13 protein-coding genes are annotated in these 14,142 nt (G+C 36.6%); all 13 read left to right on the forward strand.

What is annotated here, in order from left to right:
* Positions 1-34: 34 nt before the first annotated feature.
* Complete coding sequence (locus KHA87_RS04710) at positions 35-787, forward strand: ClpP family protease (protein ID WP_481748334.1); 753 nt, start codon at positions 35-37, stop codon at positions 785-787.
* Entirely contained in the window at positions 784-1,014 is a 231-nt protein-coding gene (locus KHA87_RS04715) for a YlzJ-like family protein (protein WP_213092946.1), read from the forward strand. Before KHA87_RS04710 ends, KHA87_RS04715 begins: the two co-directional genes overlap by 4 nt.
* A gap of 76 nt (positions 1,015-1,090) precedes the next feature.
* Positions 1,091-3,400 carry an FtsK/SpoIIIE family DNA translocase gene (locus tag KHA87_RS04720; RefSeq protein ID WP_213092947.1) on the forward strand — a complete coding sequence of 770 codons (2,310 nt, stop codon included), beginning with the start codon at positions 1,091-1,093 and terminating at the stop codon, positions 3,398-3,400.
* 293 nt (positions 3,401-3,693) lie between these two features.
* Positions 3,694-4,419, forward strand: a complete 726-nt coding sequence (locus KHA87_RS04725) for a GntR family transcriptional regulator (RefSeq protein WP_213092948.1) — start codon at positions 3,694-3,696, stop codon at positions 4,417-4,419.
* A gap of 50 nt (positions 4,420-4,469) precedes the next feature.
* Positions 4,470-5,540: a BMP family lipoprotein gene (locus KHA87_RS04730; RefSeq protein ID WP_213092949.1), complete on the forward strand. Its 1,071-nt coding sequence runs from the start codon at positions 4,470-4,472 to the stop codon at positions 5,538-5,540.
* A 187-nt stretch (positions 5,541-5,727) separates the two neighbouring features.
* Positions 5,728-7,263, forward strand: coding sequence for an ABC transporter ATP-binding protein (locus KHA87_RS04735; RefSeq protein ID WP_213092950.1), 1,536 nt, complete (start codon positions 5,728-5,730; stop codon positions 7,261-7,263).
* Positions 7,256-8,299 (forward strand): ABC transporter permease, encoded by a 1,044-nt coding sequence (locus KHA87_RS04740; RefSeq protein WP_213092951.1) that lies wholly within the window; start codon positions 7,256-7,258, stop codon positions 8,297-8,299. The genes KHA87_RS04735 and KHA87_RS04740 overlap by 8 nt, the downstream gene beginning before the upstream one ends.
* Positions 8,300-9,262: an ABC transporter permease gene (locus tag KHA87_RS04745; RefSeq protein ID WP_213092952.1), complete on the forward strand. Its 963-nt coding sequence runs from the start codon at positions 8,300-8,302 to the stop codon at positions 9,260-9,262.
* 201 nt (positions 9,263-9,463) lie between these two features.
* Positions 9,464-10,750 (forward strand): EF-P 5-aminopentanol modification-associated protein YfmF, encoded by a 1,287-nt coding sequence (yfmF, locus tag KHA87_RS04750; protein WP_213092953.1) that lies wholly within the window; start codon positions 9,464-9,466, stop codon positions 10,748-10,750.
* A complete protein-coding gene (yfmH, locus tag KHA87_RS04755; RefSeq protein WP_213094244.1) occupies positions 10,740-12,029 on the forward strand; it encodes an EF-P 5-aminopentanol modification-associated protein YfmH in 1,290 nt (429 codons plus the stop codon). Before yfmF ends, yfmH begins: the two co-directional genes overlap by 11 nt.
* Before the next feature lie 55 nt (positions 12,030-12,084).
* A complete protein-coding gene (gene ymfI / locus KHA87_RS04760) occupies positions 12,085-12,807 on the forward strand; it encodes an elongation factor P 5-aminopentanone reductase (protein WP_213092954.1) in 723 nt (240 codons plus the stop codon).
* Positions 12,808-12,896: 89 nt separating this feature from the next.
* Entirely contained in the window at positions 12,897-13,154 is a 258-nt protein-coding gene (locus KHA87_RS04765) for a DUF3243 domain-containing protein (protein ID WP_213092955.1), read from the forward strand.
* Positions 13,155-13,313: 159 nt separating this feature from the next.
* Entirely contained in the window at positions 13,314-14,105 is a 792-nt protein-coding gene (locus tag KHA87_RS04770) for a DUF3388 domain-containing protein (protein WP_213092956.1), read from the forward strand.
* Positions 14,106-14,142: the final 37 nt, after the last annotated feature.

Here is a 14,142-nt window from a genome sequence, read left to right on the forward strand (position 1 = left end):
GTACCTTAAAAATATAGAAAAAGGAGCTTTTCTGATGACAAAAGATTTTCGTATGGAACAGCCGGGACCTGAAAAGGAGCAAGGGGACAATGATGTTAAATCTGGAATTGTTGAAAAGATTCAACAGCTTGGACAAACGAATGTTCCACAACTGCCACCGGAAAGTAATGTCCATTGCTTAACAATCGTTGGTCAAATCGAAGGGCATATGCAGCTGCCACCACAAAATAAAACAACGAAATATGAGCATATAATCCCACAGCTAGTGGCAATAGAACAAAACCCAAAAATTGAAGGTCTGGTCATTATATTAAATACAGTTGGTGGAGATGTCGAAGCAGGATTAGCTATTTCTGAAATGATCTCCTCCTTATCAAAGCCAACAGTATCCATTGTTTTAGGTGGAGGACATTCCATAGGAGTTCCAATCGCTGTATCAACTGACTATTCCTTTATTGCAGAAACTGCTACGATGACGATTCATCCTATCCGTTTAACAGGATTAGTAATAGGTGTTCCGCAAACATTTGAATATTTGGACAAAATGCAGGAAAGGGTCATAAAATTTGTTACAAGGAATTCCAAAGTAAAGGAAGAGGTTTTCAAGGACTTAATGCTAGCAAAAGGAAATTTAACCCGCGATATTGGAACAAATGTAGTCGGAGAAGATGCAGTTAAATATGGATTGATTGACGAAGTAGGTGGAATTGGAAAAGCATTAAAAAAATTAAATGAACTGATTGAAAGTAAAAAATCACAACACCACCATGAGGGGCTAATACAATGATACTTCATACTACTGTACCGTTAGAATTAATTTTTCCAACAGAGCTCTCCGAATACGAAAAGCAGGAATATATTACGTACAATGGAATACCAATGATTGTTGAGGCAATGGGAGAAGAAAAAAGAGTAATTAGAATATTAAGTACAAACCCAGAAGATTACTTAAACAATAGTATTATGCCGGGACAAATGATTTCAATTAATAAAGGTTATGATATAATGAAATAAAAGGGTAAGCAGCCTTAATATGGCTGCTTTCTTATATATTTGTAAATTATTTCAAAAGATTTCTGAGGGTGATGTCATGGCCAAAACAAAAAGAAGAACGAGAAAGGAAAAACAAATTAAATCGAATATACGCTTTGAATTAACTGGAATGATATTAATCGCTGTAAGTATCATTTCTATTATTAAATTAGGAGCTGTTGGCAAAGCGCTCGTTTTTTTCTTTCGCTTTTTTCTTGGGGAATGGTATATATTTGCGTTAGTTGGCATCATTTGGCTCGCCGGCTATTTAATGATAAAAAGAAAGATGCCAATTTTCCTAACAAGACGTCTAATAGGTACATATATTTTTATTATGAGTCTATTATTGCTTAGTCATGTTAAATTATTTGAACTAAAGGCTCAAGAAGGACATTTATCGAATGCAAGTGTTGTTACAAATACATGGGAAATTTTTTGGCAGGAAGTAATGGGAGAAACGTCTACTCATGATTTAGGCGGTGGGATGATTGGTGCTGTTTTATTTGCTGCATCTCATTTTTTATTTGATTCCCTAGGAACAAAAATAGTTTCTATCGTTTTTATCTTAATTGGTTTTATATTAGTAACAGGAAAATCTCTTGGACCTTTATTCGAGAAAATGGGCACAAAGCTTGCTGAATTTATTAAAGGGCAATGGAAGTTGTCTAGAGAAGATATCAAGGCTTGGAAAAACAATCGAAAGGAAAGAAAAGAATCTAAGCAGGCGAAGGAAGCCCCAGTGCCTGCTGAAGTGACTATTAAAGATTCAAGAGCAGAAAGTACAAAAGGAGCTGCTCCAATTATTTCAAGCTTTACCGAAAGAGCATACACTCCAGAAGAAAACGGAGCTGTAAATCATAATATGGTATCTACTGAAGTGATGGAGGATGATCAAGAGGATGATCTGCCACCAAATATTAGCTTTACAGAAATAGAAAATGAAGACTATCAGCTTCCGTCTATTACATTATTAAAAAGACCTAAAGCAACGGATCAGAGCAGTGAATATGAACTGATACATGCCAATGCGGCAAAGTTAGAAAGGACCTTTAATAGTTTTGGCGTAAAAGCACATGTAACTCAAGTTCATTTAGGCCCTGCTGTTACTAAGTATGAAATTCATCCTGATATAGGTGTTAAGGTAAGTAAAATTGTCAGTTTAAGCGATGATCTGGCATTGGCATTGGCGGCTAAAGATATACGAATGGAAGCGCCTATTCCAGGAAAATCAGCAATTGGAATTGAAGTTCCAAACTCAGAGGTTGCAATGGTTTCCTTAAGGGAAGTATTGGAATCTAAAACTAATGATAACTCTGACTTGAAATTGCAAATAGCACTTGGAAGGGATATTACTGGTGAGGCAGTTTTGGCGGAATTGAATAAAATGCCGCATTTGCTTGTAGCAGGTGCAACAGGTAGCGGAAAAAGTGTTTGTATTAATGGAATTATTACAAGTATTTTAATGAGAGCGAAACCTCACGAAGTGAAGCTTATGATGATTGATCCGAAAATGGTAGAGCTAAATGTGTACAATGGTGTTCCGCATCTTCTCGCACCAGTAGTAACAAATGCCAAAAAAGCATCACAAGCATTGAAAAAAGTAGTAAGCGAAATGGAAAGAAGATATGAATTATTCTCACATAGCGGAACTCGTAATATCGAAGGATATAACGACCATGTTAAGCGCAGCAATCTGGAAACCGGGGAAAAACAACCGCTGTTACCATATATTGTCGTCATTGTGGACGAGCTTGCTGATTTAATGATGGTTGCTTCCAATGATGTGGAAGATTCTATTACAAGGCTAGCACAAATGGCTCGTGCTGCTGGTATTCATCTAATCATTGCTACTCAGCGTCCATCCGTTGATGTTATAACTGGTGTCATAAAAGCAAATATTCCATCCCGGATTGCCTTTGCGGTATCATCTGCAACTGATTCCAGAACTATTTTGGACATGGGTGGTGCAGAAAAGCTTTTAGGGCGCGGTGATATGCTATTTCTACCAGTTGGTGCCTCAAAGCCTGTCCGCGTTCAAGGTGCTTTTCTATCAGATGAGGAAGTAGAGAGTGTGGTAGATTTCGTTATCTCTCAACAAAAAGCTCAGTATCAAGAGGAAATGATACCGGACGAATTACCGGATGTTGCGGAAGAAGTAGATGATGAATTATACGATGATGCTGTACAATTAATAGCAGAAATGCAAACAGCATCTGTATCCATGCTCCAAAGACGTTTTCGAATTGGATATACTAGGGCCGCACGATTAATTGATGAAATGGAAAATAGGGGAGTAGTGGGTCCATATGAAGGAAGCAAGCCAAGAGTTGTTCTAATACCGAAACCATCTGAAGAACAAACTTCATAAATAAATAATTAAATAAAACAGAAGATGCCGTTTCTAATGAACTTAACATCCCAAGACTTAATGGGGAAAATAGCAACGGCATCTCTCTTTGATTATTCTCAATATTTATTTTAGTAAGAAAATAAGTAAATTGGAAAAAACATCGAACTTTCTATCATGTTATTTCGATATTTTTCGACAAACATTTAAATTTCTATTTATTATACCTTTAAAAAATGTTATAGTATTTTCGATTAGTAGGAATAATACATCAGAGGTCTGATGTCTTAAGAAAATATGGGGTGTTTCTTCAAATGTCGGTCAAAGCAGATAATCGCCATTTATATCTTCAAGTCATTGATCATTTAAAAAATGATATAGAAAATGGCGTATATAAAGAAAAAGAAAAGCTGCCTTCAGAGTTTGATTTGGCAAAAAAGCTGGGAGTCAGCAGGGCAACACTAAGAGAGGCTCTACGTATTCTCGAGGAAGAAAACGTAATAACGAGGAGGCATGGTGTCGGCACATTTGTAAATGCAAAGCCATTGTTTACCTCTGGCATAGAGCAACTAAATAGTGTTACTAATATGATTCTTCAAGCGGGAATGGACCCTGGTACTATTTTCTTAAGTACAACAACTTTAGGACCTTCAGAAGAGGATATCCGACGATTTTCCTGTCAAAAAGAAGATGAGATTGCAGTAATTGAACGGGTTCGCACAGCAAATGGAGAACCGGTAGTCTATTGTATTGATAAAATTCCAGCAAATCTATTTCCGTGGAATTTTTCAAAACATGACGGGTCGATTTTTGAAACATTAGAAACGTATAGCAAAAAGAAAATTGCGTATGCGGTTACACAAATCGAACCAATTGGTTACCATGATAAAATTTCTCCAATCTTGGATTGTGATCCCGAAACGGCATTACTGATTTTGAAACAGCTTCATTATGATGAGGAAGACCAACCGATATTATTCTCTGTAAATTATTTTAAGGCGGACAAATTCAGCTTCCATGTTCTAAGGAAGAGAATTTAGTATGCTTAATGACGTATTTCTACTAAATCACAAATATAGGAGGAACAAAGGTGAAAAAGCGTAAAATTGGTTTAGCTCTCTCACTAGTATTGGCTGCTGGTACACTTTTAGGTGCTTGTGGTACAAGTTCAAAAAACGAGGGGAAAAATGGGAAAAGCGACCATTTCACTGTAGCAATGGTTACAGATACTGGTGGTGTTGATGACAGATCATTCAACCAGTCTGCGTGGGAAGGTCTACAAAAATTTGGAAGCGACAACAACCTTACTAAAGGTACAAATGGCTTTAATTATATTCAATCAACAAGTGATGCGGATTATGTAACTAACTTAAATACAGCTGTTCGTAATCACTATAATTTGGTATATGGAATCGGATTCAAAATGCAAGATGCGGTTTCAAAAGTTGCTAAACAACGTCCAAATACTGAATTTGCTATCGTAGATAGTGTTATTACAGACCGTAACAACGTTGCTTCCATCACTTTCAAAGAAAATGAAGGATCATTCCTTGTAGGTGTTGTAGCAGGATTAACAACAAAAACAAATAAAATCGGCTTTATCGGCGGAATTGAAAGCGATTTAATTAATAAATTTGCTGCTGGCTTCCAAGCTGGTGTGAAAGCGGTTAATCCAAATGCAAAGGTAGATATTCAATGGGCTGGATCCTTCGATGATGCTAGTAAAGGTCAATCCATTGCTTCTGCAATGTATAAATCTGGTGCAGACGTAATTTATCATGCAGCTGGTAACGTTGGTAAAGGTGTATTCGCTGAAGCGAAAAACATTAAAAAACAAGATCCTAATAAAAATGTTTGGGTAATCGGTGTAGACCGTGACCAAAATGACGAAGGTAAAGTTACTGTAAATGGCAAGGATTATAATGTTACGTTAACATCTATGGTTAAGCGTGTAGACTTAGCAGTTGAAGATTTATCTAAAAAAGCAAAAGATGGCAACTTCCCTGGTGGAAAACTACTTGAGTATGGATTAACTGATAATGCAGTGGGTATTGCTCCATCTCAAGAAAATCTGTCTCCTGATGTTTTAAAAGCGGTTGATGATTGGAAGAAAAAAATCATTAATGGTGATGTGAAGGTTCCTTTAAAACCTACAAAGTAATTCATTAAGGGATTGGCATTTTGCCAATCCCCATAAAAATGTTAACGGAAGTGCAGAAAAAGATTTTGCTTTTCCGTTAGGATTTTTTAATCCTATTAAAGCTTAGCTAAGAATTATGCCTTTACAAATGTCAGACCTCTAACCACATAGGTTACAAATATATATAATTTATAAGGAGTGGATGCGGGTGGATTATGTAATTGAAATGCTCAATATTCGTAAAGAATTTCCAGGCATTATTGCAAATGACAACATTACATTACAGTTGAAAAAGGGTGAAATTCATGCGCTACTTGGCGAGAATGGAGCAGGAAAGTCAACTTTGATGAATGTGTTGTTTGGCCTCTATCAGCCTGAAAAAGGGGAAATTCGTGTAAATGGTAAACCGGTTAAAATAACAAATCCTAATATTGCAAATGATTTAGGAATAGGAATGGTTCATCAGCATTTCATGCTAGTGGAGAAATTTACAGTGACAGAAAATATCATTCTTGGCAAAGAACCTAAATCTGCTGGTGCAATTGATATAAAGAGGGCTGAAAAGGAAGTTCGGGAAATCTCCGAGAAGTATAATTTATCAGTGGATCCGCGGGCGAAAATCTCTGATATTTCTGTAGGTATGCAGCAAAGGGTAGAAATTTTGAAAACATTATATCGTGGTGCAGATATTATTATTTTCGATGAGCCAACTGCTGTCTTAACCCCTCAAGAAATTACAGAGCTTATACAAATTATGAAAGCATTAATCCGTGAAGGAAAATCGATTATCCTTATTACCCATAAATTAAAAGAAATTATGGAGGTTTGTGACAGGGTAACGGTAATTCGTAAAGGTAAGGGGATTGGCACAGTTAATGTAAGCGAGACAAATCCTACTGAGCTTGCTAATTTAATGGTTGGCCGAGAGGTTGTTTTTAAAACCGAGAAAAAGGGTGCTAATCCAAAAGAAACTGTATTGGAAATTAATAATTTAATAGTTAAAGACTCACGCGGTGTTGATGCTGTTAAAGGACTTAATCTAGCTGTACGTAGTGGAGAAATCATCGGGATTGCAGGAGTCGATGGAAATGGACAAACAGAATTAATTGAAGCAATAACAGGTCTTCGTAAATCTGAAAGCGGCTCCATAAAATTAAATGGTAAAGAAATAAGTGCACTAAAACCAAGGAAAATAACGGAAAGTGGGTTAGGACATATTCCGGAAGATCGTCACAAGCACGGCCTCGTATTAGATTTTCCTATTGGTGAAAATATGGCGTTGCAATCTTATTATAAAAAGCCATTTTCAAAAAATGGTGTTCTAAACTTCAAAGAAATCTATAAAAAGGCAAAACAGCTAATACTTGAGTTCGATGTCCGGACACCGAGTGAATATACTCTTGCCCGTTCCCTTTCAGGGGGGAATCAGCAAAAAGCCATTATTGGCCGGGAAGTTGACCGAGACCCAGATTTGCTAATTGCTGCTCAACCTACCCGTGGTCTGGATGTTGGAGCTATTGAATTTATTCATAAGCGCTTAATTGAGCAACGTGACAAAGGTAAGGCAGTATTACTAATATCCTTTGAACTTGAGGAAATCATAAATGTTAGCGATCGAATTGCCGTTATTTACGAAGGAAATATCATAGATATTGTCGATCCGAAAGAAACCTCTGAGCAAGAGCTCGGATTATTAATGGCTGGATCGAAACGTACGGGAGAAGGTGAATCAGCAAATGTCTAATAGATATATGAATTTATTAATACCAGTAATTGCGGTTATTCTCGGACTGGTTGCAGGTGCGATAATCATGCTAATTACTGGATACAATCCGATTTCGGGTTATGCTGCACTTTGGAATGGAGCATTTGGCCAGACCTTTTATATCGGCGAGACTTTAAGGCAAACAACTCCTTATATACTTGCTGGTCTTGCGGTTGCTTTTGCATTTCGAACTGGTTTGTTCAACATTGGGGTAGAAGGTCAATTGCTAGTTGGCTGGGTTGCCTCTGTATGGGTGGGTTTGGCTTTAGACCTTCCAAAAATCATTGAATTGCCCCTTGCAATTATCGCTGCAGGAGTAGCTGGTGCAATTTGGGGATTTATTCCTGGGTTTTTAAAGGCAAGGCTTCGTGTTCATGAGGTTATTATTACTATTATGATGAATTATATTGCTTTGCATGTAACGAACTATATTATCCGTAATGTTCTATCAAAGCAAGGGGATAAGACAGCACAAATTCACGATTCTGCATCGTTGCAATCGAATTTTCTACAAAACATTACTGATTTTTCCACTTTGCATAATGGAATTTATCTTGCGATTATTGCAGCTATTATCATGTGGTTCTTGTTGGAAAAGACTACAAAAGGCTTTGAATTAAGAGCTGTCGGTTTTAATCATCATGCATCACAATATGCAGGTATGAACGTTAATCGTAATATTGTTCAGTCTATGGTAATTTCAGGGATATTCGCCGGAATCGGCGGTGCAATGGAAGGCCTTGGAACTTTTGGATTTGCTTTTATTCACACAGGCTTTTCGGGAGTTGGATTTGATGGAATTGCCGTTGCGTTATTAGGTGGTAATACTGCTTTTGGCGTTGTTATTTCAGCGTTGCTATTTGGTGCTTTGCGAGTCGGGTCATTGAACATGCCGCAAGAAGCAGGAGTGCCGAATGAACTTGTTGAAATTGTTATAGCACTTATTATTTTCTTTGTTGCTTCAAGCTATATTATTAAATGGGCAATTGCTCGATTTAAAAGGGAGGCAAAATAAATGAGCTTTATGACCGCTTTAGAAATAATAATTACTTCATCCCTTTTGATGGCAGCCCCTCTTATTTTTACTTCTTTGGGTGGAGTGTTTTCTGAACGATCCGGTGTTGTAAATATTGGATTAGAAGGATTAATGATCATAGGTGCCTTTAGTTCTATTATTTTTAACCTGACTTTTGCGAATACCTTCGGTGCTGCAACACCGTGGATTGGTCTTCTTGTTGCCATGATAATCGGAGGAATTTTTGCACTTATTCACGGTCTTGCTGCGATTAGCTTTCGAGCGGATCAAACTGTTAGTGGTGTGGCGATAAACTTTTTAGCGTTAGGATTATCCGTGTTCCTTGTGAAAATACTTTATCAAGGTAAGGGACAAACAAATACCATAACAGAAAATTTCAATAAAATTGATATCCCGGTTTTAAATCATATCCCGTTTATAGGAAAATTATTTTTTAAGGATGTAACCTATCCTTCCTATTTAGCTATTATCATTGCAATTATTGTTTGGTATGTTATTTATAAAACCCCATTCGGTTTAAGACTTCGTTCTGTTGGTGAACACCCAATGGCAGCAGATACGATGGGGATTAATGTTATAAAAATGCGCTATATTGCTGTATTTTTATCTGGTGTGTTTGGTGGTCTTGGTGGTGCGGTTTATGCACAAACAATTACATTAGACTTCGGCGCAACAACTATCGCCGGACAAGGCTTTATGGCCCTTGCAGCGATGATCTTTGGAAAATGGCATCCACTTGGAGCGATGGGGGCAGCATTATTCTTTGGTTTTGCACAGTCTTTAAGTATTGTAGGCGATCAAATCCCATTCCTGAAAGATATTCCAAGTGTATACCTATTAATCGCGCCTTACGTTCTTACCATCTTGGCGTTAGCAGGATTCGTAGGAAAAGCAGAAGCACCAAAGGCGGATGGTATACCATATATTAAAGGACAGCGTTAACAAAGATTAAATCCCGGAATCATATCCGGGATTTTTTTATGTACTGAAAAATGATGTATCAAATTTCGCTTAACTGTACAGCGGTTAGCAAGGCGCTTGCACTTTTAGATGTAAATACTTGTAGGACAACAAGATAAAAATGTATAGTTAGAATAACTTCATTACAAAATAGTAAAAGAAACCAAAAGGAGGTTAGTACATATGACGGTTGCGAGTGAGATAATCATCCCCAAGAATGGATTTAATCTACATATTGTCAAAACAAAAAAATATAAAACAAATACGCTAGTCTGGAAAATGAAAGCTCCTTTAGAGGAAAAAACGGTGACTTTAAGAGCATTGCTCCCAAATGTATTACAAAGCAGCACAAAACAATATCCAACAACAACCGCATTACGCTCATACTTAGATGATCTTTACGGTGCAGGCTTCTATGTTGATTTGGCCAAAAAAGGTGAATATCATGTTATGTCCTTTACGGTAGATATCGCTAATGAGAAATTTTTAAAGGATTCAACATCACTTCTACAAAGAGCGATCGATTTTCTTGCGGAGGTATTACTTAATCCTAATGTTGAAAATAATTCCTTTCATGCGGAAACGGTAGAAAAGGAAAAAAGAACTTTAAAGCAGCGCATACAATCGATTTACGATGACAAAATGAGATATTCAAGCGTTAGATTGGTAGAAGAAATGTGTAAAGGTGAGCCATATGCTCTGGATGCAAACGGTATAAAGGATCAAGTCGATTCGATTACAGCCTCTTCATTATATGATTACTATGTAAAAGCATTGAATGAAGATGAGCTAGACTTATATATTATTGGTGATATTGAAGAAACTCAAGTAGAGGATTTTTGTAAAGAGCTTCATTTTTCCAATAGAACCCCTTTGCAAATAGAAAATAGAAATAATATTCAAGTAAAAGAGCCTAAGGAAATTAAGGAGAGGCAAGATGTCAAGCAAGGCAAATTAAATATCGGGTATCGTACACATATCCGATTTGGTGATGATGATTATTTCGCATTACAGATGTTTAATGGTGTTTTTGGCGGGTTCTCTCATTCCAAATTGTTCATCAATGTCAGAGAGAAAGCTAGCCTAGCTTACTATGCGGCAAGTCGTCTGGATAGTCATAAAGGTTTGATGATGGTGATGAGCGGAATTGAGGCTCAAAACTATGATCAAGCAATAACTATTATTAAAGAACAGCTTGAGGCGATGAGGAAGGGCGATTTTTCTGACCAAGAAATAGAACAAACTAAAGCTGTAACAAATAATCAATTACTGGAAACAACCGATACCTCTAGGGGATTAGTGGAAATTTTATATCATAATGTAATTGGTAAGCAAAATTTAACGGTAAAAGACTGGTTGGAAAATATTAATAAGGTAACGAAAGAAGAAATTGTAAATGCTGCTGCGAAAATTGAATTGGATACCATTTATTTCTTGACTGGATTGGAGGGGACGGATGATGCAAAATAAAGTTTTTGATCAGCTAAAGGAAACCTTGTATTTTGAAAAGATGGAAAATGGATTAGAAGTGTATGTTCTACCTAAAGAAGGATTTAGCAAGACATTTGCAACCTTTACGACAAAATATGGTTCCGTTGATAATGATTTTATTCCCCTTGGCAAGAATGAATTCCATCATGTTCCCGACGGCATCGCCCATTTTCTTGAACACAAGCTATTTGAAAAAGAGGATGGAGATGTATTCCAACAATTCAGTAAACAAGGAGCATCTGCTAATGCGTTTACGACCTTTAATCGTACAGCTTACTTATTTTCAAGTACTTCAAATGTAGAGAAAAATCTTGAAACGTTAATAGACATGGTGCAAAGTCCCTACTTTACGGAAAAGACTGTCGAAAAAGAGAAGGGGATAATTGGCCAGGAAATTACAATGTATGACGACAATCCTGATTGGCGCCTTTATTTTGGTGTCATTGAAAATATGTATAAGCACCACCCCGTAAAAATTGATATCGCAGGTACCATTGAATCCATCTCACATATTACGGATCAGTTGTTATATGAATGTTATCATACGTTCTATCATCCAAGTAATATGCTGTTATTTATCGTTGGCCCTGTAGAACCGGAAACAATCTTGAAAATGGTTCGAGACAATCAAAATAATAAAGATTATAAAGAACAGGCAGAGATTAAAAGACGATTTGAACAAGAGCCAGTGGAAGTGGCAGAAAAGAAAAAGGTTTTGCAAATGAACGTGCAAACCTCTAAGTGCTTAGTTGGTGTAAAGGCCAAGAATATTCAGCTATCGGGAGCGGAAATGCTTAAGAACGAGCTTACTGTTAATGTGATGTTAGATATGCTATTTGGCAAAAGCTCAGAAAATTACTATACCCTTTACAATGAAGGTTTAATAGATGAGTCTTTTTCCTATGATTTCACCTTAGAATCCGGATTTGGATTTGCGATGGTAGGTGGCGATACGGACCGTCCTGATGAGCTTGCCGAGCGTCTTCAAAAAGTTTTGATGGAAGCTAAAAATGGTGATCATTTATCAGAAGAGGCTTTAGATAGAACAAAGAAAAAGAAAATTGGCGGATTTTTAAGGCAGCTCAACTCGCCTGAGTATATTGCGAATCAATTTACACGATATTTCTTCAATGGAATGAATTTATTCGATGTTGTACCTGCATTGGAAGATATCACATTTTCTGAATTAAAAAAGGCAGCAAATGAACTTATCGAGGAAAACCGATTCACAGTATGTCAGGTTGTTCCTAAAAAATGAGGTTCAAAAACTCGGGCCAACCGAGTTTTTTCCATTTTCGAAGGGAGAGAAGAAAATGAAAAAATACGTTCTCATTACAGGAGCTAGTGGAGGAATTGGAAAAGAAACAGCTATATATTTGGCTAAAAAGGGATGGAATTTATATCTCCATTATCATCAAAATAAAAAAGAGATAGAAGATATAATGCATACGGTTGAATCTTACCCAATAGAAATAATCCCAATACAAGCAGATCTTTCCTCTCCACATGGGGTGGAAAAAGTATTAAATAATATTTTTCATATTGATGCTGTGTGCTTTATTAGTGGTATAGCCCATTACGGCCTATTTGTGGATACAATACCAGCCTTAATGGAAGATATGTGGAACATACATGTCCATGCCCCAATGCTCTTAACAAGGAAGCTACTTCCAAAATTAATGAAAAACGAAGCATCCCACATTATTTTTGTAAGTTCAATATGGGGACAAACAGGAGCATCGTGTGAAGTAGTGTATTCCACCGTAAAAGGTGCACAAATTGCTTTTGTAAAGGCTCTAAGCAAAGAGGTGGCAAGGAGTGGCGTAAAAGTAAATGCAGTGGCACCCGGGGCAGTAAAAACAAATATGCTCGCCAATTTTTCTGATATGGAACTGCAAGAACTTGAAACTGATATTCCATTAGGAAGATTGGCGGATCCAAAAGAAATTGCAGGGACCATAGCTTTCTTATTATCGGACGAAGCAAGCTATATTACTGGACATGTCCTTGCGGTAAATGGCGGTTGGTATACATAAAAGCGACCAAAAAATTCCTTCATTTTAAGGTATAAGAATTTCTTCCTGTAGCAAAATAACATCGAACAAATATGAAGGAGGTTCATCATATGTCTGTTTTAGATAATTGGGATCATTGGAAAAACTTTTTAGGTGATCGCTTGAACCAAGCACAATCTCAAGGGATGTCTCAAGAAACCATTAACCAACTTGCTGGACAAGTAGGAGATTACTTGGCAAGTCAAGTAGACCCTAAAAATGAGCAGCAAAGAGTATTAGCTGATCTTTGGTCTGTTGCAAATGAGCAGGAACAACAAGCCATTGCTAATGTTATGGTGAAATTAGTTCAAAACAATGGTACACAATAATAGGTGCAAATGTAAGAGGGGAGAACCCCTCTTTTTATTTTTCGACAAGAAAATTATTTTATCTGGAAATAGGGTAGTTTTTCCTTTCATATTCTGTAAAAATCATATATTATATTAGCTAGAGTCAATAGTGAGTTTTTTTATCATTAGGAGGTTTATATGGATAGAAAAGAATGGTATTTAGAATATGAAATTCAAATAAACCGCCCAGGACTTCTTGGTGATATATCTTCGTTACTTGGAATGTTATCTATAAATATTATAAGCATCAATGGTGTGGATGAAGGAAAACGTGGTCTTCTTTTATTGGTAAAAGATGAGGAACAAATCGGAAGACTTGAATCTATATTACAAACAATGGAAACAATAAATATAACAAAATTTCGCGAACCAAAATTACGAGATAAATTAGCTGTCCGACATGGCCGATATATTCAAAGAGATGCGGATGATAAGAAAACATTTCGATTTATTCGTGATGAGCTAGGCATATTGGTTGATTTTATGGCAGAATTATTTAAAAAAGAAGGCCATAAGCTTATCGGGATACGAGGTATGCCACGTGTTGGGAAAACTGAATCAATTGTTGCCGCAAGTGTTTGTGCTAGTAAAAAGTGGCTTTTTGTTTCTTCTACCTTATTAAAGCAAACTATTCGAAATCAACTTATTAATGATGAGTACAATGCAGATAATATTTTTATCCTGGATGGTATTGTATCAACACAACGTGCGAATGAAAAACATTGGCAGTTAGTTCGAGAGATAATGAGGATTCCTGCTGTAAAAGTCATCGAACACCCGGATATTTTTGTTCAAAACTCAGAATACTCACTTGAAGATTTTGACTATATTATTGAACTTCGAGATAATCCTGACCAGGAAATTACATATGAAGTCATTCAAAGACATAATTTTATGAGTGATGAAGGCTTTGGCGGCTTTGATTACTAATGCAGTACATACATATTATAGATAGATTTAATTTGAG

The organism is Bacillus sp. FJAT-49736 (assembly GCF_018343615.1).
Lineage (GTDB): Bacteria > Bacillota > Bacilli > Bacillales > Bacillaceae_C > Margalitia.

Excerpts from the sequence above, each read along its gene's own strand:
- yfmF (WP_213092953.1), top strand. The coding sequence starts at position 9,464 with ATGACGGTTGCGAGTGAGATAATCATCCCCAAGAATGGATTTAATCTA.
- KHA87_RS04765 (WP_213092955.1), top strand. The coding sequence starts at position 12,897 with ATGTCTGTTTTAGATAATTGGGATCATTGGAAAAACTTTTTAGGTGAT.
- KHA87_RS04715 (WP_213092946.1), top strand. The coding sequence starts at position 784 with ATGATACTTCATACTACTGTACCGTTAGAATTAATTTTTCCAACAGAG.
- KHA87_RS04710 (WP_481748334.1), top strand. The coding sequence starts at position 35 with ATGACAAAAGATTTTCGTATGGAACAGCCGGGACCTGAAAAGGAGCAA.
- KHA87_RS04720 (WP_213092947.1), top strand. The coding sequence starts at position 1,091 with ATGGCCAAAACAAAAAGAAGAACGAGAAAGGAAAAACAAATTAAATCG.
- KHA87_RS04725 (WP_213092948.1), top strand. The coding sequence starts at position 3,694 with ATGTCGGTCAAAGCAGATAATCGCCATTTATATCTTCAAGTCATTGAT.
- ymfI (WP_213092954.1), top strand. The coding sequence starts at position 12,085 with ATGAAAAAATACGTTCTCATTACAGGAGCTAGTGGAGGAATTGGAAAA.
- KHA87_RS04770 (WP_213092956.1), top strand. The coding sequence starts at position 13,314 with ATGGATAGAAAAGAATGGTATTTAGAATATGAAATTCAAATAAACCGC.
- yfmH (WP_213094244.1), top strand. The coding sequence starts at position 10,740 with ATGCAAAATAAAGTTTTTGATCAGCTAAAGGAAACCTTGTATTTTGAA.
- KHA87_RS04740 (WP_213092951.1), top strand. The coding sequence starts at position 7,256 with ATGTCTAATAGATATATGAATTTATTAATACCAGTAATTGCGGTTATT.
- KHA87_RS04745 (WP_213092952.1), top strand. The coding sequence starts at position 8,300 with ATGAGCTTTATGACCGCTTTAGAAATAATAATTACTTCATCCCTTTTG.